Origin of the sequence: Actinoplanes sp. NPDC051475, assembly GCF_040689425.1 — a bacterium.
Lineage (GTDB): Bacteria > Actinomycetota > Actinomycetes > Mycobacteriales > Micromonosporaceae > Actinoplanes.
In genome coordinates this window covers 178588-200456 of record NZ_JBFAZZ010000014.1, presented here as the reverse complement: position 1 = coordinate 200456, position 21869 = coordinate 178588, and the positions used below count along the sequence as shown (strand labels likewise).

Genomic DNA, 21869 nt, shown 5'->3' with positions numbered 1-21869 from the left:
CTCCGAAGTCAGGAGGCCGCCGCCAGCTGTTTGCGCAGGTGTGCACTCGAGGCGGAGGACACCTGCTCGGCGATGGCGTCGCGGATCACCGAGCTGCGGTGTTGTACCTCGCCCTCCTCGCCCTCGCTGAGCAGGTTGGCGTGCACGAGGCTGTCGATGCACGAGAGGAGCTCCGGCACCGTGCGGCCGGTGATCGGCACCAGGTCGGCGGTGCTCAGCGGGCCGAGCACCGCGCACGACCGCAGTACCTCCCAGGCCAGCTCCGGCATCCACCGGGTCCGCTCGCGGGCGATCTGCATCGCCACCGCGCGGGTGATCTCCGCAGGCTGCGAGGCGACCGCCACCAGCGCCGGGATGCCGCCGGTGCGCTCGGCCAGGGCGGGATCGCCCAGCGGCGTCAGCTCGGCGGCCGTCAGCGGGGCCAGGCGCAGCACCACGGGCGTGTTCAGGGTCGTCAGCGGGCGGCCGGCGATCTGGGACGGATAGCAGTAGGTCAGCACGATGCGCAGCGCGGGACAGTGCTGGTTGAGCCACGCCAGCTCGGCGACGCCCGCCTGGTCCAGATCGGCGGCGTCGTCCACGGCCAGGAACGCGGGTTCGGGACCGGCGAAGACCGTACCGATCAGCTCCAGCTCGTCGCGGCGCAGCGGCCGGTCGGCGCCGGCGTCGACGACCGCCACCACGTCCGGGCCGGCGCCGAGCTCCAGCAGCGCGGCACGCAGCCAGGCCAGTCGCAGCACACCGGCCGACGAGCCGCCGTGGCCGATGCCGGTCCGGCCGGGCGCGTGCCGCGCGATCTCGGCCAGGAAGGCGGACTTGCCCGCGCCGACCGGCCCGACGACATGCACGATCCGGGGCGCGTCCGGGCCGAAGAGCATGGTCAGCTGGGTGGTCCGGCCGAGGAAGGACTCCTGGGGTACGGCGGCCGGCACGCTCCGGAGCACCGGCTTCCGCGGTGCGGATTCCGGGTCAGGTTCGGGATCGGAGGCGGCCGCGACGGCGTGCCGCTCGGCCAGCACCGTGCGCTGCAGGCGGACCAGGCCCGGCGACGGCGGCACACCGAGTTCCTCGTCGAGCACCCGACGGCAGCGGTCGAAGATGCGCAGCGCCTCGTCCGGCCGCTCCATGGCCACTGCGGCCGCCATCGCCGCCTCGTAGCCGGACTCCAGGTACGGGCTCATCTCGATCGCGTCCAGGGCGAGGCGCAGTGAGCGCGCGGGGTCGCTGGACAACGCGGCCTTGGCGAGTTCCAGCAGCGAGTTGATGGCGGCGAACTGCACCTCGGCGCGGGCGGCCTCGGCCCAGTCGGCGTACGGGTCCTCCGGGAACGGCAGCTGCCGGGCCAGGTCGAGGATGCCGGCATGCGCGACGAAGCGCTCCTGGCCGTCCGGCGGCAGCTCGTCCAGGCTGCGGATCGCGGCGCGCAGCTCGGCGAGGTCGAGCCCGGCGCGGCTGGTGTCGAAGAGGTAGCCGCTGTTGCGGGTCACGATGAACCACGACCCGGCGTTGCCGGTGGGCTGCAGGCGCCGCCGGATCACCGACACGTAGTGCTCGAGGGCCGCCACGTGATTGCCGGGCAGCTTCGTGCCCCACACCGCGTCGGCGAGGGCGTCCTTCGACTGGATGCGGTCGTGGCGGGCGGCGAGGACCGCCAGGACCTGCCGGGCGCGGCGCGGCAGCTCGCCGGCGGGCAGGATCACGCCGTCGCCGTCCGTCACCGTCATCTGTCCGAGCACGCAGACGCGCATCACTCACCTCCTCGCCGGGCTCAGATCGGCAGCGGACGTCGCAGCTGAACGATTCCGGGCCGCCGGGCTTCGGCGCTGAGTACCGGCTGAAGGGACGGCCGTCGATCCAGCGCCGCCTCCAGGATTTCCAACGGTGCACCTCAGAGCCCGTTCCTAAGGTCCTGCATCACCTGCTCGTATATCGCTGGGAGTTCGGATGACTCGAGGAAACATGAGCCGGCGCGGCCTGCTCAAAGGCGCGTTGGCGGTCGGTGGCGGAGGACTGATCGTCGCGGCGGCCGGTGGGCAAGTCGTGGCGAAGTCGAGCCGGCTGGCGTCCAAGAACATGCCCACGCCGTACACGGCCATGTTCCGCCGCCCGCCGGTGCTCATGCCGACCGAGCAGGGCGTCGACGAGAAGGGCCCGTTCCACCGCTACCGGCTGACCCAGTGCGTCGGCCAGGCCAACATCCTCCCCGGCCTGACCACGACGATCGCCGGCTACAACGGGATCTTCCCCGGCCCGACCATCAAGGTCCCCCAGGGCACCCGCTCGGAGGTCCGCATCGCGAACAAGCTGACCGTGAACCCGCTGCACGGCAAGCCCTTCAGCACCGTGACCCACCTGCACGGGTCGGCGTCACTGCCGCAGTACGACGGCTACGCGAACGACCAGACGTACCCGGGGCAGTGCAAGACGTACAAGTACCCCAACTGGCAGCAGGCCCGCACGCTCTGGTACCACGACCACAACCACATGACCACGGCGCAGAACGTGTTCGCGGGGCTTGCGGCGCAGTACCACCTGAGCGACCAGTACGAGCGCGCGCAGCTCCCGCAGGGCGAGTACGACGTCCCGATGATCGTCAACGACATGGCGTTCAACGCCGACGGCTCGGTGGCATTCGACGGCGAGGCCAACGCCGGCTTCATGGGCGACGTCATCCTGGCCAACGGCGTGCCGTGGCCGAAGATGCGGGTCAAGCCCCGGGTCTACCGGTTCCGCATGCTGGTGGCCAGCATCTCGCGCTCGTACCGGTTCGCGCTGAGCACGGGCGACCCGCTCTACGTGGTGGGCAACGACGCGGGCATGACGCCGCAGGTGAACGCCGTGCCCTCCTACCGGCACGCCCCGGCCGAGCGGTACGAGATCCTCATCGACTTCCGGAAGTACAAGCCGGGACAGAAGATCGAGCTGCGGAACCTGAGCAACAAGAACAACGTCGACTTCGCCAACACCGGCAAGGTCCTGCAGTTCGAGGTGGTCGCCGACCCGGCCGGCCCGGATCCGTATGTGATCCCGAAGACCCTCGACCTCGGCCCGCAGCCGTTCATGAACCGCGGAGCGATCGAGGTTCACAAACTGAAGCCGGAGATGGCCAAGGTACGCCGGACCCTGCGGCTCGAGCGCAAGCACGGCATCTGGACGGTCAACGGAGAGACCTGGGACGACGTCGAGAAGACGAACTTCCAGCGGGTGGTCTCCAACCCGCAGCCGTACGACGTCGAGATGTGGGACCTGGTCAACGAGTCGGGCGGCTGGTACCACCCGCTGCACATCCACCTCATCGACGCCAAGATCATCGCCCGTAACACCACGCCGGACGGCAAGGCGCACGCCTGGGAGGGCGGCGGCAAGGACGTCTTCTACCTGGGCGAGAACGAGACCGTCACCGCGCTCATGCAGTTCACCACCGGCGACGGCAACGCGGGCGGCCGCTACATGACGCACTGTCACAACCTCGTCCACGAGGACAACGACATGATGATCCAGTTCGCGGTCGGCGACATCAACGTCAACGATCCGATTCACTCGGACGCGGCGTACGCCGACACCGAGGCGGAGAAGCCGGTCATGTACGCCCCCAGCTACCCGCTGGGCACCTGATGGCGGCCGCGACGGCGATCCGTACCCGGCTGTGGCGGGTGCTGCTCGTCGCCTTCATCCTGGTCGGCGCGGCGGTGGTGCTCCGCCAGGGCGGCTGGTTCGCCGGTGCGGCCCCCGCCATCAAGCCCGCCGGGGTGGTCACCGACGACGCCGGCGACGAGCTCGCCACCACGACCTTCGACGGGGCGATGGTGCGCGAGCGGGCGGCGATCGCCATCCACCCCGCCAAGGGCGCGGACCGCGCTCAGATCACCCGGGAGCTGCGGGCGGCGGCGCGCGATGCCGGCGTCGGCGAGCTCGCCGAGGCCACGTTCGCGGTCTTCAGCCCGCAGATGCTCGAGTACCTGGTGCCGGAGATGACCTTCGTGCTGCCGGAGAACACCCCGGTGCCGGACGCCGAGGCGTTCATGCGCGATCACCAGCCGCGGACCGTGGCGTTCTACCTGGTCCAGCCGGTGCTGGTGCACGACCTCACGTTCGCGGTCATCCCGGCCCCGGGCATGTCGCCCGCCGAGGTCAGGGACCGGGCCGACCGAGAGGGCATGCTGTCGGACTCGCTGAACCACTACGTCTCCACGGTGCAGGAGTCGGGCCTGACGGTGCGCTACTTCGGGGCCATCCTCAGCGACGGCCAGGTCCTCGCGGTGCGCGAGGCGCTGGGGCGGGCCGCCGGTGTGGCCGCCGACCGGGTGTCGGTCTCGCCGAACCTGCCTGGGCCGGGCGTGGACCTGTCGCAGGGCGTACCGAACCTGACGGAACCCGCGGGTGGCCACGGCCACCACGGCTGACCTCCCGCTTGCGCTGAAGCCGCCTCCGGTGTTCCGGGGGCGGCTTCAGCGTGTGCTCAGGCGGACGTGAGGGCGACCACACCGGCGATCTCCAGGATGGGGGCCATCAAGCGGTCTTCCTCTGACTCCCCGGAGAACGCGTCCATGAAGCTCCCCCTCAGCATCGCCGTAGGCGCCCTGCTCGCCACGACCCTGATCGCCACGCCGGCCGCCGCGGCGCCGGCCGGTCAGGGCTTCACCGTCACCCCCGCCGACCTGGCGTACATCCTCAAGCAGATCAAGATCGCCGAGGCGCACGCCGCGGCCACGACGAGCGAGACCGGCCCCTGCGGGGCGCTGCTCGGCAGCGGTCCCGACCAGCTGCCCAGCCCGCTGCTGTCGATGGGCCTGCGCACCGTCGACGGCTCCTGCAACAACCTCGTCGCCGGGCAGGAGAAGCACGGCGCGGCCGACCAGCTCTTCCCCCGGCTGGGCGGCAAGGACTTCAAGGCGGCCGAAAACGCCCCGGCCGGGCTCTTCGGCCCCGGCAGCCCCGCCTTCCCCACCACGTACGCGGACAAGAAGGCGAACAACACCGTCGTCGACTCCCAGCCGCGCCTGATCAGCAACCTGATCGTCGACCAGACGGCGGCCAACCCCGCGGCGGTCGCGGCGGCCGGCAACCCGGTCCGCAGCCAGGACGCCGGCGGTGCGACTCCCGCGGTCGACGGCCAGACGCTCTTCATCCCCAACGTGACCACCGACGTCGGGCTCAGCGCCCCGTACAACTCGTGGTTCACGCTCTTCGGGCAGTTCTTCGACCACGGCATCGACCAGACCGTCAAGGGCGGCGGCACCGTGATCGTCCCGCTGCGCGCCGACGACCCGCTGATCGCCGGCGCCGACCGCGTCCCGGGTACGGCCGACGACCCGAAGCCGGGAGACGCGCGCTACGTGCCCCCGTCGATGCGGTTCATGGCCCTGACCCGCGCCGCGAACCAGCCGGGCAAGGACGGCAAGCTGGGCACCGCCGACGACGTGCAGGACGCCAGGAACACGGACACCCCGTTCGTCGATCTGTCCCAGACGTACACCTCGCACGCCGCGCACCAAGTCTTCCTGCGCGAGTACGCCGAGGACCCGAGCGGGCGTACGGTCTCCACCGGCCGGTTGCTGTCGGGCGCCGCGGGTGGCCTCCCCACCTGGGCGGAGACCAAGCAGCAGGCACGTGACCTGCTGGGCCTGGCGCTCACCGACGCCGACGTGCTCAACGTGCCGTCGATCCTCACCGACCCGTACGGCAAGTTCGTCCCGGGCCCGGCCCGCGGCCTGCCCCAGTACGTGACGGCGGCCGGCCTGGTCGAGGGCGACCGGGCGAACCCGGTGCCGGTGCCGGCGAAGACGCTGTACTTCGACACCCCGTTCCTCACCGACATCGCGCACAACGCTGACCCGTCGCCGGTCGACACCGACCACAACCCGGCCACCGCGCCGGTCGCGCCCCGTCGCGACGACGACCTCACCGCTTCCGCGGACTTCGCGAGCCAGCCCGCCGGCACGTACGACGACGAGATGCTGGACGCGCACTACATCGCCGGCGACGGCCGCTCCAACGAGAACATCGGCCTGACCACGGTGCACCAGATCTTCCACTCCGAGCACGAGCGCCTCGTCGCCGACATCGAGCGCGTCCTCACCGAGGACGGCGGCCCGGCGCTCGCCGAGTGGAAGCTCGGCGAGGACTGGAACGGCGAGCGGATCTTCCAGGCCGCGCGGTTCGTCGACGAGATGGAGTACCAGCACCTCGTCTTCGAGGAGTTCGCCCGCAAGATCCAGCCGGCGATCAACCCGTTCCAGCCGTTCGCCTTCACCCAGAGCGAGATCAACCCGGCCGTCTTCGCCGAGTTCGCGCACTCCGTCTACCGGTTCGGCCACTCCATGCTGACCGAGAAGATCGCCCGTACCGCCGAGGACGGCTCCGACGAGTCGATGTCGCTGCTCGACGGGTTCCTCAACCCGCCCGCGTACACCAACGGCGGCACGATGGGCCCGGAGCAGGCGGCCGGCGAGGTCGTCATGGGCATGTCGGACCAGGTCGGCAACGAGCTCGACGAGTTCATGACCGACACCCTGCGCAACAACCTCCTCGGCCTGCCGATGGACCTCGCCGCCATCAACATCGCCCGTGGTCGCTCCGAGGGTGTGCCGTCGCTGAACAACCTGCGGCGCAACGTTTACGACCGCACCAACGACGGCCGGCTGGCGCCGTACCGCAGCTGGGTGGACTTCGGTGAGAACCTCAAGCACCCGGAGTCGCTGATCAACTTCGTCGCCGCGTACGGCCGGCACCCCTCGATCCGTGCCGCGAGCACCGTGGCGGACAAGCGGGCGGCAGCCCGCGCGATCGTCGACCCGCAGCCGGGCGACGTGGCACCGGCCGACGCGTCCGCGTTCCTGAACGCCAGCGGCGCCTGGACCACCGCCACCTCCGGCCTCGACGACGTCGACCTGTGGGTGGGCGGCCTGGCCGAGACCACCCAGCCCTTCGGCGGCCTGCTCGGCAGCACGTTCGACTACGTCTTCGAGACCCAGCTCACCAACCTGCAGAACGGCGACCGGCTCTACTACCTCGCCCGTACGCCCGGCATGAACCTGCGCGCCCAGCTCGAGGGCAACTCGTTCGCCGAGCTGATCATGCGCAACACCTCGGCGCACACCCTGAAGGCCGACGTGTTCGCCACCGCGGACTGCAAGTTCCAGCTCGGCAACCTGGCCGGCACGGCGGACGGCTTCACGGCCTCCGGCAACCGGGTCGCCGACGACCCGGGCACCGACTGCGACGAGCAGGCGCTGCTGATCCGCATGCCCGACGGCACCATCAAGTACCGCGCCCGCAACAGCGTCGACCCGTCCGGCATCAACGGCCAGTCCGTCTACAACGGTACGGAGGGACGCGACCGCGTCTCGGCCGGCAACGACAACGACACGGTCTGGGGCAACGAGGGCGACGACGTCATCGAGGGCGGCGGCGGCAACGACATCTCGCTCGGCGGTGAGGGCGACGACATCATCACCGACCTCAGCGGCGACGACATGCCCAAGGGCGGCGACGGTGACGACGCCCTCGACGGGGGCCCCGGCCTCGACATCGTCAACGGCGGCTCCGGCAAGGACTTCACCAACGGCGGCGCCAACGCCAACAGCACCTTCGGCGGCGAGGGCGACGACTTCATCGTCGCCGGCGACGGCGAGGACGCGACCTGGGGCGACTCGGGTGACGACTGGGAGGAGGGCGGCAACTCGCCGGACCTGCTCCAGGGCGACAGCGGCAGCCTGTTCTTCCTCGACGACACCAACAAGCCCGGCAACGACGTGCTCATCGGCCAGGGCGGCGACGACGACTACGACATGGAGGGCGGCGACGACATCGGGGTCCAGGGCCCCGGCGTCGAGAAGAACGCCGGCGGCTCCGGCTACGACTGGTCCATCGGGTCGAGCGCCGAGCAGGGTGGCGACGACCAGCCGATCAACTCCGACCTGGACCTGCCGCTCATCCCGCTGGACATCCTGGCGGTGGGCGTGCGCGACCGCTACAACGAGGTCGAGGCTCTCTCCGGCGGCAAGGGCGACGACGTCCTGCGCGGCGACGACCTCATCCCGGCGCAGGTCGGCGGAGGCGGCTTCCTCGGGTGCGACGCCCTCGACGCCGCGGGCGTCGCCCGGATCATCGGCCTGGACCGGATCGTCACCAGCCTCCCCACGCCGGCCACCGCGGTGGCGAACCAGACGGGACGCCCCTGTGACCTGCACGGCGACGTGTGGGGCGAGGGCAACATCCTGCTCGGCGGCGCCGGCGACGACACGATCGAGGGCCGCGGCGGCAACGACATCATCGACGGCGACCGGTACCTGAGCGTGCGCCTGAGCGTCCGCGACGCCGACGGCAAGGAGATCCGCTCGGCCCGCAGCATGGCCGAGCTCCAGGCGGACGTCTTCGCCGGCAAGATCAACCCCGGGAACATCTTCCTGGTACGGGAGATCCTGACGGCGCCCTCCGCGGGCCAGGACACGGCGGTCTTCTCGGGCACCAGCGACCAGTACGCCGTCGAGCCCTTCGGCGACGCCCTGATGGTGTCCGGCCCGAACGGCACCGACACCCTGCGCAACATCGAGAAGCTGGCGTTCGCCGACCGTACGGTGGAGGTCACGGCGCCGGTCGCCTTCGCGGGCATCTCCGCTTTCGCCGGCGACGGGCAGGCCACGCTCGTCTGGACGCTGCCGGCCAACACCGCCGGCGAGGCGATCACCGGCTTCACGATCGAGCGTGCCGACGGCACCGGCACGGTGCTGACCGAGGCGCCCGCCACGGCCCGCAGCCTGGTGGTCCGCGACCTGACCAACGGCGTTCCGGTCACCTTCCGGATCCGCGCCGACACCGCTGAGGGTCCGGGCGAGTTCACCGCGGCCTCGGACCCGGTCACGCCGGTCGCCGGCGCGGCGCAGGGCCCCGAGGGCGAGAACCCGGAGGGCGAGAACCCGGAGGGCGGCACCACCACCCCCGAGCAGCCCGCGCCGGTCGTCACCACCCCGGGCACGACGGACCCGGCTCCGGTCGTGACCCCGCCGACGACGACGGTTCCGCACCCGTTCATCCCGAAGGCGCCGGACGCCCCGGCGATCGGCACCGCGACGGCGGGCAACGGCACCGCGGTGGTCCACTGGTCGGCGCCGCTGAACGACGGCGGCACCCCGGTCTACGGGTACGAGGTGCAGGCGCTCGAGGACGAGACCGGCACGGTGCTGGGTGTGGACGTCGCCGCGGCAGACGCCACCGACCTCACCTTCCCGGACCTGACCAACGGTGCGGCGTACGCCTTCCGGGTCCGCGCGGTGAACGCCGCCGGAGCCAGCGCATTCTCGGCGATCTCGAACCGCGTCGTGCCGGGAACCGGTACGGGGACGACCACGCCGGGCGGCACCACCACCACCACCACCACCACCCCGCCCGCCGGCGGCACGAACTCGGGCACCCCCGGCACCCCCGGAACCCCGGGCACGCCCGGAACCCCGGGCACGCCCGGAACCCCGGGTACGCCGGGCACCCCGGGTACGCCGAGCACCCGCACCGCTCCGGGCAGCCCGTCGATCGGCACGACGGCGGCCGGCAAGGGCCTCGCGATCGTCCGCTGGACCGCGCCGGCCGACAACGGCGGCTCGCCGATCGTCCGCTACCAGGTGCAGGTGCTCACCACGTCCGGCACCCAGGTGGGCGGCATCCGGACCGCGCCGGCCACGGCCTCCGTCCTGGCGGTGACCGGGCTGGCCAACGGCAAGGCGTACCGCTTCCGGGTGCGCGCCGTGAACGAGATCGGTACGGGTGGCTTCTCGCGCACCTCGGCCACGGTCACGCCGCGGACGGCTCCCGGTAGCCCGAAGAGCCTCACCGGCACCTCCGGGAAGTCCGGGGGAGCGCGGACGGCGACCCTGCGGTGGACGGCGCCGGTCGCGACGGGCGGTGCGTCGGTCACGGCGTACCGGATCACCCGCCAGCGGCTGAACGCCGACGGCACCCGGCGCGGCGCGCCGATCGTGACGACGGTGTCCGGCAAGGCCCGGTCCTTCACCTTCACCGGGGCGGCGAACTCCCGCTACCGCTGCACCGTCCAGGCCGTCAACGCGGCCGGCGCGGGCACGGGACGGACGGTGACCCCCAAGGTCCGGTGATTCCATGACGAGATCCGGCGGCGCCGCACCTGCGGCACCGCCGGATTTCTCGTTCTCAACGCTTGACAACGTCCTATGAAGACTCATCGACATCCCTGGCCGGTGGCTGCCGCACCGAAGAGGGTGGAGACATGAGAAGAATCCGGATCATTGCCGCGATCGCGGTCGCCGCGCTGACCGCGGCCTTCGCGGCCACCCCCGCGGCAGCGTCCACCGGGACCGACTGCCAGGCCCGGGCCCCGCTGACCGTGGACGGCGGGACCGCGTACGCGGTGACCACCGAACCCGGGCAGGCCGTCTGCTACCCCTTCGAGGGCTGGACCGGACAGGACCTGGCGATCGGCCTCTACATCCCGCTCGACGACGGCACCTGGCGAGGCTATGCGAGCCGGGCGACGGTCCTCGACCCCACCGGCGCCGTCGTGGCGGTCTTCAGCGCGGAGAGTCCCCAGGTGCGGCCGACGTTCCGGGTGCCGGTGCCGACCCTGACGCGGGACGGCACGTACGCGCTGGTGCTGGCGCCGATCCAGGCCACGTCGACCCTGCGGGTGGCGGCCGCCGTCTCCTCGCGCCAGCTCCTGGGCAGGACCCGGATCGACGGCCCCGGCCGGGGGGTGAACTACGACCGGGTCGGCCAGGACAAGGACCTGCCCTTCCCGGGTACGCCGGACCAGTTCGTCGCCCTGCGCGTCACCGGCTTCGCCATGACCACCCGCGAGGCGGGCGCGAACCCGGGCCTGTGGATCGAGGTGCACCGGGCCCAGAGCGACGCGGTCGCCTACCGCGGTGTGGCGTTCGGGCCGGGCGACTTCATCGTCGGGCCTCTGCGGGAGGCCGGCGAGTTCACCGTCCGCACTTGGCCGCTGGACGGTTCCCTGGGCCACGCGACCCTCACCGTCGTCACTTCCCACCCGTAACCCCTCACCTGCTCAAGGGCCTCAGAACGGGCGGAAGGCCTCGAACGGCGGCTCGAACGAGGGATCGGGGAGCCGCAGCGCCCGGCAGCGGGGCACCGCCTCGGCCGCCGGGTCGCCGCCGATGGCCGCGACCGTACCCCCGGCGAAGGCGTCGGGCAGCACGGTCCAGCCGAGGTTGCGCTCGTAGTAGCGGGCCGCGGCCCGCACCGACGGCGTCCAGTCGTCGTCGAGAACCACGAGGCCACCCGGCCGTACGATCTTGCGGAGGTAGCGATGGCGAGGGCGGAGCTGCCGTACGCGAGCCCGACCTCGACGACCGTCCGGGCCCCCTCGCGGACGAACAGGTCGCGGAGCAGATCGCAGTCACTCTCGGGCAGGGTGACCGTTTCGAAGTCCCGCTCGAACTCCCGTGTCCAGGGAGGACCTTCGCGGGCGAGCCGGTCACGAACCTCCCGGATCCGCGTCGTCCGTTCCTCCGTCGCCATCGTGGGCCCCTAGTAGAGCGCGACTTCCCAATCGTCGAGCTCCGGCTCGCCGTCCGGCAGCCTGCCGGTGCAGTACTGGTGGAGCCAGGTCGCGGCGCGGCGCTCGGCGTACTTCTCGTTGACCGGCTCGCCCTGGTCGTCGAGCTCGAGGACGTTCGCGAAGACGGCGAAGCAGATCTCCATCTGCGACGGCGATTCCCTCAGCTCGTTCCAGTAGTCGATGCCCTCCAGCAGGGGATGGCCGACCGAGCCACGCGCCACCCAGCCGGCGAAGCGGCGGAGTGCTCCCGAGGCCCCGGGGCTGAGATGCGACGGCATGGCGGCGAGCCTAGCGATCACGCCGGCTCGCCGCTTCGTCAGGCGGCGTCGGCGCGGCGTAGCGTGCTCGCCCCCGGCAGTGCCGGCCCGCGCTCCGGGATGCTGTCGGCGCGCTCGGGGTCGGTTCGCCAGATGGTGCGGTCCGCCGCGCCCTGGGCGGTGGCGATCATCGACACGAACGCGGTGCGGATCTGGAAGTCCACCTGCTCCTCCGGCAGGGCGGACAGCTCCACGAGCATTGAAGCGCTTCCCAGGATCCCGTACGCGTTGCGCGCGATGCCCTCGTAGTCACCGCCGGGATACCGGCTGACGTTTGCCCCGGCCACATACGTCATCGCGTCGTGGTTGCGGACCGCGAGCTGCCGAGACCGCGTCACCGCCGCATCCCCGGCGAGCGCGCTGGTCGGCCACAGGATGGAGGCCGTGGTCTCGCGGCCGTCGGGCTGCATGTACCGGCCCTGCATGTGATAGTCCACCACGATCTGCGGGTGGGTGGCGTGCCACCGGCGCAGGATCGCCCGCGCCTCGGGTACGGGGTTGTCCTCGATCGGCGTCAGCGGGTTGTGGAAGCGGTTGATGTCGTAGCCGACGCCGGGTTCGGAGTACTCGCCGGTGGCGCCGGGGTCGTGGTTGTACCGCTGGTTGCGCACGGCGCCGTCGGGGTTGGCCTGGACGACGATGTCGATGGTCACCCGGGACCGCAGCCACCGGTGCCATGCGGTGTCGGGCACGCCCAGCGCCCACAGGGCCCGTACGGCGGCGGGGGTGCCCAGCGGCTCGTCGCCGTGCTGCTGCGTGACGTAGAGCAGCCGGGCCGGTCCGGTGCCGACGGTCGCCAGCCGCAGCGGGCGGTGCTCGTTGCTGCGGCCGGCGACGCCGAGGCGGACCCGTCCGTCGCCGGCCCGGGCCACGCGAGCCAGGGCGCGGCCGACGTCCTCAGGGGTGGGCCGGTCCGGGATGAGGCCGGCGGGCACACCGGCGGCGAGCCGGGCGGTGGACGGTGCCTGCGGGGCGGCCGGCGCGGCGGCCGCCCCGGGTGGTGCGGCGAATGCGGCTGCCAGGAGAACGGCACCGGCGACCGCGAACAGCCTCGACTTCATCGGATCCCCTTTGATCGATGTCCACGAATGGCTGTGGTCCACCCTAGGGCACGGCGGTGCTCGCTCCTATCCGACGGTGATCACGGCTGCCGAGCCGGCCGGCAGGTCCAGCGACAGCTTCCCCGAGCGCACCGGGACGCGGTCACCGCGGCCTGGCGTGAGCCGGCCCGCGCTGTCCACCCGCGCGCCCTGCACCGCCGTGTCGACGCCGGTCAGGCTGCCGCCGGTCATGGTCAGCACGCGGGCGGCGCCGTTGCCCCCGCCCACGGACAGGTCCACGTGGACCGGTCCGGCCGAGGGGTCCTCCTTGCTGATGACGGCCAGCCGCAGCTTTCCGTCGTCGCCCTGCACCGCGTACGCGGTCAGGTTGCGTCCGGTCGTGAGGGTGACCGGCAGGAAGCGGCCGGGGCCCACCTGGCGGGCCATCCAGAGTCCGTAGTAGATCGGCTGGACACGGTAGATCTGGGCCAGTTCCGCCGCCTTGCCCGGGGCGCAGATCGGGGTGTAGAGCTGCCACTTGCCGTTCCAGATCGGGGCGTCGCAGACCCCGAGGCCGCCGTGGAAGTTGAGCCCGGCCACCCCGGCCTGACCCAGCTCCAGGCTGTAGTCCATGGCCCAGAGTGCCGAGCCGTGCCTGTTGCTGACGCCGTCGATGCCGCCACCCCACGCCGAGTTGGTCTCGTCGACGCGCAGCGGGATGCCGAGCGCCCTGGCCGCGTCGAGGTTGGGGGTGATCGAGTGGAGCTGGCTCGCGTACGTCTGGGGCGACAGCAGGCGCTCCATGGTGCCGGTCGGGTCCATCGCGTACTGGTGCAGCATCATCGTGCCGAGCCGGCCGCCGGTGTCGCGGGCGAGGCCGGCGGCCCAGGTGGTGCTGGGGGAGGCCGCGTCCGGGCCGGCAAGGGGCAGCTGCGGGCCGACCGCGGCGGCGCACGCCTCGAAGTCCTTCAGGTAGTCGTCGTAGCCGTAGCCGGCGGGGCGGAAGCCCTTGCCGACCCACTGGTCCGGTTCGTTGCCGCACTCGGCGGCGACCAGCCCGGGGCCGAGCACCCTGCGCATGACGCGGGCCTGGTCCGCCGCCGCCACCGGGTCCCAGCGCGCGAGGTTGATGCCGACCTCGGCCCGCCAGCCGGTGGCGTGCAGGAACCCGTCGAGGCGCTCGATGTCGGCCGGGGTGACGACGTGCTGCAGCCACTCCGGCTGCGGGTCGGGCAGCGCTTGACCGGCCGGCAGCCAGATGCCGTCGCGGTCGAGGGTGTTGCCGGAGATCCGGATGTTGCTCGGGCCGAGAGTGCGCAGCAGCTGTGCCATGGTGCCGCGGCGGGCGTCGAGGTTGCCGATGCCCAGCTCGCGCATCTCGAAGGAGAGGCCGACCAGGTCGGCGGGCAGCCGTCCGCCGGGCTGCCGCGGGTCGACGGTGACGGTGGCACCACCCGCCTCGGCGGGGGCGGCGGTTGCGGGTGGCACGTAGCTGAGGGCGGCGACCATTGCCAGGGTTGCGGCGGCGCAGCCGGCGCGAAGGGAACGCATGTCAACTTCCGATCGGACGATGAGAAAGGACCGCCGCCAGCAGGTCGGCGAAGAGGGATTGCCGTGCGGCCGGCGCCAGTCCGAGGTGGTAGAGGCTGAACCGGTCGGCCCCGGCGTCCCGCAGCCGGCGTACGTGCGCGACGAGCGTTTTCCGGTCCACGTCGGACAACACGGTCACGTAGGCGTCCACCGGCCGGCCGTGCGATGCCGCGGCGGCGACGAGGGCGGCGGTGGCCTCGTGGGCGGGCCATGCCGGCACCAGGAGGGCGTCGACGTCGCCGGCGGCCGTCGCGGTCAGGCCGGGCGACGGGCCCGTGGCCCACGGATCCGGGCTGGCGTGCAGCACGATCGGGGCTGCGGGTGCGGCGAGGTGCACGGCGGCGAGCACCTCCGCGCGCAACGCGTCCGTGTGCGCGTGGCGGGTCGCCAGGATCAGCGCCGACCGCTCCTCGTCGAGCGGGGCACCACCGCTCAGCGCCGCCCGCAGCGCGCCCACCATGCCGTCGTCGTCCGCGCCGGCTCGGCGCCAGGCCGCGCGGCAGGCGGTGCAACAGCAGACGGACAGGAGCCTTCTCTCGTACGCGGTGAAGGCCCCGGCCGTCTTCTCGTGATGCCCGAGGTGATCGACCCCCAGCTGGCCGCACGCCTCCAGGGAGACGGCGTCCACCGCCGCGCCGCGCAGCGCCTCGGCGGTCAGGGTCGACGCGTACCGGCGGACGTCGGCGTGGGCGGGGCACAGGGCGTACGGACAGGGCTCGCCGAAGCAGTTGACCACCGCGACGTCCGGGTGCCGCCGGCCGAGCCGGGTGTCGTGGGTCAGCACGATCCACGCGGTGACCCGCAGGCCGGCCTCGCGCAGCAGGGCCGCCGCGGCGCCGAACGCGTCCGGCTCGGCCACCCAGTCCGGCGCCGCCGGGCGCAGGCGGTGCCCGGCCCAGGCCGCCTCGCGCACCGGGCGGTAGAGCGCCGCGTGCCGGGCGTCCACGAGCCGGCGTGCCGGATGCAGCGGTGTCGCGGCCCGGGTGCTGTGATACGTCGCCGCGAGCGTCACCGTGTCCAGGCCCGCTTCGGCGACCCGGCCGGGGAAGTCCGGGTCGCCCAGCACGTCCCACGGGTACGCGTGACCCGCTGCCGTCACCATCGCGGCCGCCGCCTCGCGTACGACGGCTCGAACCGCTGGAAGTAGCCGGTGTCGTCGCGCTCGCGGATGCCGCATGCCAGATAGTCGGCGTGCATCCGGGCCAGCGCCGCCCGGTCCAGGGTCACGCCGAGACCGGGCCCGTCCGGTACGGCCACCGCCCCGCCCGCGATCGCCAGCGGCTCGGCGACGACGTCCACGCCGAGCTGCCACGGCGTGTGGGTGTCCGCGGCGTAGGTCAGGTCAGGCGTCGCGGCGCCCAGGTGGACCATGGCGGCGAGGCTGATCCCGAGATGGCTGTTGGAGTGCATGGACAGGCCGAGTCCCCACGTACGGCAGACGGCGGCCAGGTGCGCCGACTCCGTGAGCCCGCCCCAGTAGTGGTGGTCGGCGAGGACGATCTGCACCGACCCGCGGCGTACGGCCTCGGGCAGGTCTGCCATCTGCACCACGCACATGTTGGTGGCCAGCGGCATCGGCGCCTCCTCGGCCACCTCGGCCATCCCGGCCAGGCCGGGCGTCGGATCCTCCAGGTACTCCAGCAGGCCGTCGGTCTTGCCCGCGACCCGCAGGGAGGTCTCGACGCTCCACGCACAGTTGGGGTCGAGCCGCAGCGGGTGCCCGGGGAAGGCGTCGCGCAGCGCCTCGATCGCGGCGATCTCCTCGTCCGGGGGGAACACGCCGCCCTTGAGCTTGAGCGACCCGAAGCCGTACCGGTCGATCAGCCGGCGGGCCTGGCGCACGATGCCGTCCGGGTCGAGCGCCTCGGCGTACTCGTCCTCGGGTGCGCCGGGGTGCCCGGCCCACTTGTAGAACAGGTATCCGGCGAACGGGACCCGGTCGCGGACCCGGCCGCCGAGCAGGTCGTGCACCGGGCGCCCGGTGCACCGGCCCTGCAGGTCCAGCAGCGCCACCTCGAACGGCGACACGACCCGCGCCACCGTCTTTCCGGCGCTGGACGCGCCGGTGAGCCCGTGCCGGTCGGGTGCGTCGGCGCCGCCGAGAACGGCCTCGGCGCGGGCGCGCAGTCCATTGAGGTCGAACACGTCGAGGCCGTCGAGCAGCGGCGCGACCCGTTCGAGCAGGGCCAGGTGCGGGGCGTCGCCGTAGGTCTCGCCGAGGCCGACCGAGCCGTCGGCGGCGCGGACCTCGACGACGGCCCGCAGCGCCCAGGGCTGGTGGATGCCGGCCGCGTTCAGCAGCGGGGGATCGGGGAAGGCGATCGGGGTGATGGTGACCCCGGTGACGCCGAGGACGGCCCGTTCGCTCATGCCGCGACCCCCGGGGTGACCGGCGCGGTTCGCAGCCGCCGCAGCGCCGCCCGGCCGTCGCGGATCAGGGCGGCCAGCTGCTCGGTGTGCTCGGCGGAGAGGTCGACCAGCGGTGGCCGGACGGCTCCGACGGCGAGGCCGCCCAGCCGGGCGCCGGCCTTGGGCAGCGCGACCGCGTACCCGGGAACCTGCTCGCGCAGGGCCACCAGCGGGAGGAAGAACTCGCTGAGCAGGGTGCGGCAGGCCGCCTCGTCGCCGCGCTCGACGGCCTGGTGGAAGGCCACGGCGAGGTCGGGTACGAAGCTCAGCGCGGCCGACGAGTAGCTCGGCACGCCGATCGCGCGGTAGGCCACGGCGGTCACCTCGGCGGTGGGCAGCCCGTTGAGGAACACCATCTCCCCGGCGCGTGGGTGGCCGCTGGCCCGCACCGTGGTGACCAGCCGGGTCATCGCGTCGACGTCGCCGCGCCCGTCCTTGATCCCGAGCACCGTGGGCACGTCCAGCAGCGCGACCGCGGCGGCCGGGTCGAGGACGGCGTTAGCCCGCTGGTAGACCACCATGGGCAGCGCGGTGGCCGCGGCCACGTACGCGATGTGCCGCACCAGCCCGGCCGGTGGGGCGGCGACCAGGTACGGCGGCAGCAGCAGCAACCCGTCCGCGCCGGCCTCCCGGGCGGCGAGGGCGAACTCGCGGGCCGCCCGCGGACCTCCGCCGGCGCCGGCGAACACGGGCAGCCGGCCGCCCGCCTCGCGTACGGCGGTCCGGACGACGGTGCGGTACTCGTCCATGCCGAGCGCGGTGAACTCGCCGGTGCCGCAGGCCACGAAAAGGGCCGCGGGCCCGGCCGCGATCTGCCGGCCGACGTGCTCGGCGAGCACGCCGGCGTCGACGGTGTCACCGGCGGTGAACGGGGTGAGCGGGAACGAGAGCAGGCCGTGCAGGCGCATGGGCATCCTTGATCTGTTCGCAGGGGCGGGCGTCAGCCCTTGACGGCACCGGAGGTGAGGCCCTTCAGGAACTGCCGCTGCAGCGCCAGGAAGGCGAGCACCGACGGCAGCAGGGCGAGCAGTGAGGCGGCGAGCAGGACGCCGAGGCCGGTCTGTTCGTCGGTACGCAGCGTGCGCAGGGCCAGCGGCAGGGTGAACTGGGCGGCGTCGCGGGCCACCAGCAGCGGGAGCATGTACTGGTCCCAGATCATGGTGAAGCCGAAGATGCCGATCACGCCGAGCGCCGGGCGGCACAGCGGCAGCACCACGGTCACCAGGATTCGCAGGTCGCCGGCGCCGTCGAGGCGGGCCGCCTCCTCGAGCTCGAGCGGGATCTCCTTCATGAACTCGGTCATCACGAGGATCGAGAAGGCCCAGGCGGCGACCGGGATGATCATTCCGGCCAGGGAGCCGATGAGGTTGACGTGGACGACCGGCACGTCCGCCAGCACCAGCGACAGCGGGATCGCCAGAACCTCCTCGGGCAGCATCATCGTGGACAGGATCAGCAGCGTCACCAGCCGCATGCCGGGGAACCGGTGCCGGGCCAGGGCGTACGCGGCGGAGACGCTGACCAGGATCTGCAGCAGCAGGCCGAACCCCACCACGATGAAGGAGTTGAGCAGGTAGCCGAGCACGCCGCGGTCGACGGCGGCGGTGAAGTTGCCGAGGGTCAGCTCCCGGGGCCACAGGGTCAGCCGGCTCGGGTCGGCCACCGGGCTGAAGGCGCCGATCAGGATCGCGAGGAGGGGACCCGCGAAGATCATCACCAGGACCGCGTACAGCAGCACCTGGACCACGCGCGCGAGCGGCCCGCGCAGGCTGCTGAAACCGAGCGCCGAGTCGAACCGGGAGCTCATCGCGTACCCCTGCCGCGGGCGGCCTGGACCGCGAGGGTGAGGATCACGCTGGCGCCGAGCAGCACCATGGAGCCGGCCGCGGCGACGCCGAGTTCGTTGCGTTCCAGCCCGAGCTTGTAGATGAGGGTCATGAGCACCTCCGTGGAGCCGTTCGGCCCGCCGTTGGTGAGCAGGAAGATCTCGGTGAAGACCCGCAGGCCGCGGATGGCGGCGAGGGTCAGCAGGATGACGAGGACCGGCCGGAGCGCGGGCAGCGTGACGTGCCACAGCCGCCGCAGCGGCCCGGCACCGTCGGCGCCGGCGGCCTCGTACAGCGCGCGGTCGACGCCGGCGAGACCGGCGAGGAAGATCATCATGTCGTACGGCGCCCCGCGCCAGATCCCGACCGCCATCACGGACCACAGCGACGTGTCCTCGCTGTTGAGGAACGCGGAGGGGCCGGCGCCGAGCAGGCCGAGCACCGAGTTCAGCAGCCCCTCGGGCGCGGGGTAGTAGAGCACCCGCCAGACCTCGGCGACCACTGCCATGGCGGCCACCGTGGGCAGGAAGACCGCGGTCCGTACGAACCACAGGTGCCGGGCGGTGCCCTCGAGCAGCAGGGCCAGCACCAGCCCGACGATCAGCGAGCCGCCGGTCTGTCCGACGGCGAGGATCACCGTGTGCCAGACGGCGTCCCGGAACGCCGTGTCGGTGACGATGGTGCCGTAGTTGTCCGCGCCGGCCCACCGGTCGCCGAGGTACGGCCGTACGTCGTGGAAGCTCATGTCGACGGCCCGGGCCATCGGGACGAACTTGAAGAGGGTGAACAGGATCAGGGCGGGGAGCAGGAACAGCCAGGGCAGCACCGGGAACCGGCGCCGGCGCCGGGGGCGCGCCGGCCCGCCGGAGGCCGGGGCCTCCGGTCGGGCCGGCGCCGGGATCAGGGTGGTCACCCCTTGACCTCTTGCTTGGTCAGCTCGTCGTCGAGCGTCCGGGCGAGCTTGTCCAAAGCGGACCGGGTGTCGCCGGCGCAGTCGGCGAAGATCCCGTTGAAGGAGTCGGCCGCGGCCTGGCGCAGCGGCGTCCAGTCCGGTACGGCCGGCGTGTAGCGGCCCGCCTCCTTGTAGATGTCCTCGAACGTCTTCCAGCGGGTGTCCTTGCGGACGGAGGCGAGCTGCACCTTGGCGTTCACCGGCAGGCGCACGATGTTGCCGTCGGTGTCGCCGGCCATGCCCAGCGCCTGGCCCTCGGGGGAGATCGCGTACTCGGCGAACCTGCGTTGACCGTCCTTGTTGGCCGAGCCGGCCATCAGGTACAGGTTCTCGCCCTCGGCCAGCGACACGGCCTTGCCGCCCGGGCCCGCGGGCAGGGGAACGACCTCGTACTTGTCCTTGCCGAGGCTCTTGTCGAAGCGGGCCATGGTGTACGGACCGGTGAAGTAGATGCCGCCCTTGCCGCTCTCGAAGACCTGGTGGGCCTGCGTGGTCTCGAGGGTGACGGCGCCCGGGACGACGGTCTTGTCGGTGCAGAACTGCTTCTTGAGGTAGTCGATCGCCGCGACCGACTGCGGGCTGTTCACCGCGGCCGTGTATTTGCCGCCGGTGGCGGTGAGGAAGTCGCCGCCGGCCGACCAGAGGAAGCTGGTGGCGTACCAGGACGTGTAGCCCCGCTTGGTGGAGCCGGGGACGACGAAGCCGTACGTGTCGGCCTTGCCGTTGCCGTCCGGGTCGCCGGTGGTGAACTTGCGGCCGAGCTCCTCGAGCTGGTCCCAGGACGCCGGCACCGGCGCGCCCACCTTTTCGCGCCAGTCCTTGCGGATGAACAAGGCGAAGGACTGTGCGGAGAAGGGCACCGCGTAGTGCTTACCGTCGGCACCCTTCGCGGCGTCCCAGGAGATCGGGGTGAGGTCGGCACCGCCGGCGATGCCGGGGTCGACCTCGCGGACCAGGCCCTGCTTGACGAGGGTGCCGAGCTGGGCGGTGTCGTTGATGACGATGTCGGGGAGCTGCTTCTGGGCGGCCGCCTGCTGCAGCTTCGTCTCGAAGTCCTCGAACAGCGCGGTGACCCGGGTGGGTACGCCGCTGGCCGAGGTGAACCGGGCGGCCAGGTCCTTGGTGGTCTGCTCGGTCGCGGAACCCGGCGGCTTGCGGATCCAGATCTGCAGAGCCGCCTTCGGGTCCTGCTCGGTGCCGTCGCCGCCGCAAGCGGTGACGGTGCCGGCGACGAGGGTGAGGGCGAGCAGAGCGCCGACGCGGCGGAGAGCGGTGCGGTCCGGCACGCTTCTGCCTCCTGTCCATGTATGTGGATGACATTCGTGGATGTGATTACGAATCACCGTCAAGTTAGCGTCCGGTAGCATGGCGGTCAACAGTGGCCATCAGTCGGGCGGAGGCTGGAATCCATGCCAGAGGCAGGCGATCTCTCGCCGGTCAAGTCGGCCGAGCGCACCGTGAGGATCCTCGAGACGCTGGCCGCCTCGCCGACCCGGCTGACCCTGTCGCAGCTGCAGGAGCGCACCGGATATCCGCGTTCCAGCCTGCACGCGCTGGTCCGCACGCTGCGCGAGCTCAAGTGGGTGGAGACCGACGACGGCGGCTCGGCCTTCGGGGTTGGCCCGCACGCACTGCTGTCGGGTACGGCCTATCTGGACCGCGACCCCGCCCTGATGTACGCCTACGAGGCGCTCGAGGACCTGCGCGCCGAACTCGGCTACACGATCCACTACGCCCGCCGCGACGAGGCCCACGTGCTCTACCTGGCGAGCCGGGAATCGCGGGACTCCGTGCACGTCGTGTCGCGGGTCGGTCGCCGCCTTCCGGCCCACATGACCGCCCTCGGCCAGGCGCTGCTCGCCGACCTGACCACCGACGAGGTGAAGGCGCTGCTGCCGAGCACGCTGGAGAGCTACACCCCGCACACCATCACCGACCTCGACGCGCTGCTGACCGAGCTGGACGCGGTCCGGCAGCGCCGCTGGGCCTTCGAACGCGAGCAGGGCACCGAGGGTGTGGCGTGCCTGGCGGCCACTGTGGACTACCGCATCCCCGCCACGGACGCGATCTCGTGCTCGATGCCGGCCCGGCTCGCCAAGGGTGCCGAGCTCAAGCGGGTCACCGCCGCCCTCACCGCCCGCACCCAGGCCCTCGCGGCCACCCTGCGCCGCGAGGGCATCCGCTGAC

At 72.3% G+C, this 21869-nt stretch carries 16 protein-coding genes; 5 read left to right on the top strand and 11 right to left on the bottom strand.

Going from position 1 to position 21869, the window contains the following annotated elements; translation table 11 throughout:
- Positions 1-8: 8 nt before the first annotated feature.
- Complete coding sequence (locus tag AB0368_RS27390) at positions 9-1748, bottom strand: BTAD domain-containing putative transcriptional regulator (RefSeq protein ID WP_366156844.1); 1740 nt, start codon at positions 1746-1748, stop codon at positions 9-11.
- Between the two features lie 196 nt (positions 1749-1944).
- Between AB0368_RS27390 and AB0368_RS27385 the strand changes: the two genes are divergently transcribed.
- From AB0368_RS27385 to AB0368_RS27370, 4 genes are all read left to right on the top strand, one after another.
- Entirely contained in the window at positions 1945-3615 is a 1671-nt protein-coding gene (locus AB0368_RS27385; protein ID WP_366156843.1) for a multicopper oxidase domain-containing protein, read from the top strand.
- Complete coding sequence (locus AB0368_RS27380) at positions 3615-4403, top strand: hypothetical protein (protein WP_366156842.1); 789 nt, start codon at positions 3615-3617, stop codon at positions 4401-4403. Before AB0368_RS27385 ends, AB0368_RS27380 begins: the two co-directional genes overlap by 1 nt.
- 144 nt (positions 4404-4547) lie before the next feature.
- Positions 4548-10106: a peroxidase family protein gene (locus AB0368_RS27375; RefSeq protein WP_366156841.1), complete on the top strand. Its 5559-nt coding sequence runs from the start codon at positions 4548-4550 to the stop codon at positions 10104-10106.
- 131 nt (positions 10107-10237) lie between these two features.
- Entirely contained in the window at positions 10238-11023 is a 786-nt protein-coding gene (locus AB0368_RS27370) for a hypothetical protein (RefSeq protein ID WP_366156840.1), read from the top strand.
- A gap of 21 nt (positions 11024-11044) precedes the next feature.
- Here AB0368_RS27370 and AB0368_RS27365 read toward each other — a convergent pair whose 3' ends face one another.
- The 10 genes from AB0368_RS27365 to AB0368_RS27320 form a co-directional block, all read right to left on the bottom strand.
- A complete protein-coding gene (locus AB0368_RS27365; protein WP_366156839.1) occupies positions 11045-11260 on the bottom strand; it encodes a hypothetical protein in 216 nt (71 codons plus the stop codon).
- A gap of 257 nt (positions 11261-11517) precedes the next feature.
- Entirely contained in the window at positions 11518-11826 is a 309-nt protein-coding gene (locus tag AB0368_RS27360) for a hypothetical protein (RefSeq protein ID WP_366156838.1), read from the bottom strand.
- Between the two features lie 38 nt (positions 11827-11864).
- Positions 11865-12926: a M14 family zinc carboxypeptidase gene (locus AB0368_RS27355; protein ID WP_366156837.1), complete on the bottom strand. Its 1062-nt coding sequence runs from the start codon at positions 12924-12926 to the stop codon at positions 11865-11867.
- 66 nt (positions 12927-12992) lie between these two features.
- The gene (locus tag AB0368_RS27350) at positions 12993-14456 is read right to left on the bottom strand and encodes a glycosyl hydrolase family 79 C-terminal domain-containing protein (RefSeq protein ID WP_366156836.1); all 1464 of its coding nucleotides are present in this window, start codon (positions 14454-14456) and stop codon (positions 12993-12995) included.
- Position 14457: 1 nt separating this feature from the next.
- A complete protein-coding gene (locus tag AB0368_RS27345; protein WP_366156835.1) occupies positions 14458-15597 on the bottom strand; it encodes a hypothetical protein in 1140 nt (379 codons plus the stop codon).
- The gene (locus AB0368_RS27340; protein ID WP_366156834.1) at positions 15591-16865 is read right to left on the bottom strand and encodes a glucarate dehydratase family protein; all 1275 of its coding nucleotides are present in this window, start codon (positions 16863-16865) and stop codon (positions 15591-15593) included. Before AB0368_RS27340 ends, AB0368_RS27345 begins: the two co-directional genes overlap by 7 nt.
- Positions 16862-17812, bottom strand: coding sequence for a 5-dehydro-4-deoxyglucarate dehydratase (locus tag AB0368_RS27335; protein ID WP_366156833.1), 951 nt, complete (start codon positions 17810-17812; stop codon positions 16862-16864). Before AB0368_RS27335 ends, AB0368_RS27340 begins: the two co-directional genes overlap by 4 nt.
- 32 nt (positions 17813-17844) lie before the next feature.
- Entirely contained in the window at positions 17845-18711 is an 867-nt protein-coding gene (locus AB0368_RS27330) for a carbohydrate ABC transporter permease (protein ID WP_366156832.1), read from the bottom strand.
- On the bottom strand, positions 18708-19643 hold the full coding sequence (locus AB0368_RS27325; RefSeq protein ID WP_366156831.1) for a sugar ABC transporter permease: 936 nt from the start codon (positions 19641-19643) through the stop codon (positions 18708-18710). Before AB0368_RS27325 ends, AB0368_RS27330 begins: the two co-directional genes overlap by 4 nt.
- On the bottom strand, positions 19640-20968 hold the full coding sequence (locus AB0368_RS27320; protein WP_366156830.1) for a sugar ABC transporter substrate-binding protein: 1329 nt from the start codon (positions 20966-20968) through the stop codon (positions 19640-19642). The genes AB0368_RS27325 and AB0368_RS27320 overlap by 4 nt, the downstream gene beginning before the upstream one ends.
- 123 nt (positions 20969-21091) lie before the next feature.
- Between AB0368_RS27320 and AB0368_RS27315 the strand changes: the two genes are divergently transcribed.
- Positions 21092-21868 (top strand): IclR family transcriptional regulator, encoded by a 777-nt coding sequence (locus tag AB0368_RS27315; protein ID WP_366156829.1) that lies wholly within the window; start codon positions 21092-21094, stop codon positions 21866-21868.
- Position 21869: the final 1 nt, after the last annotated feature.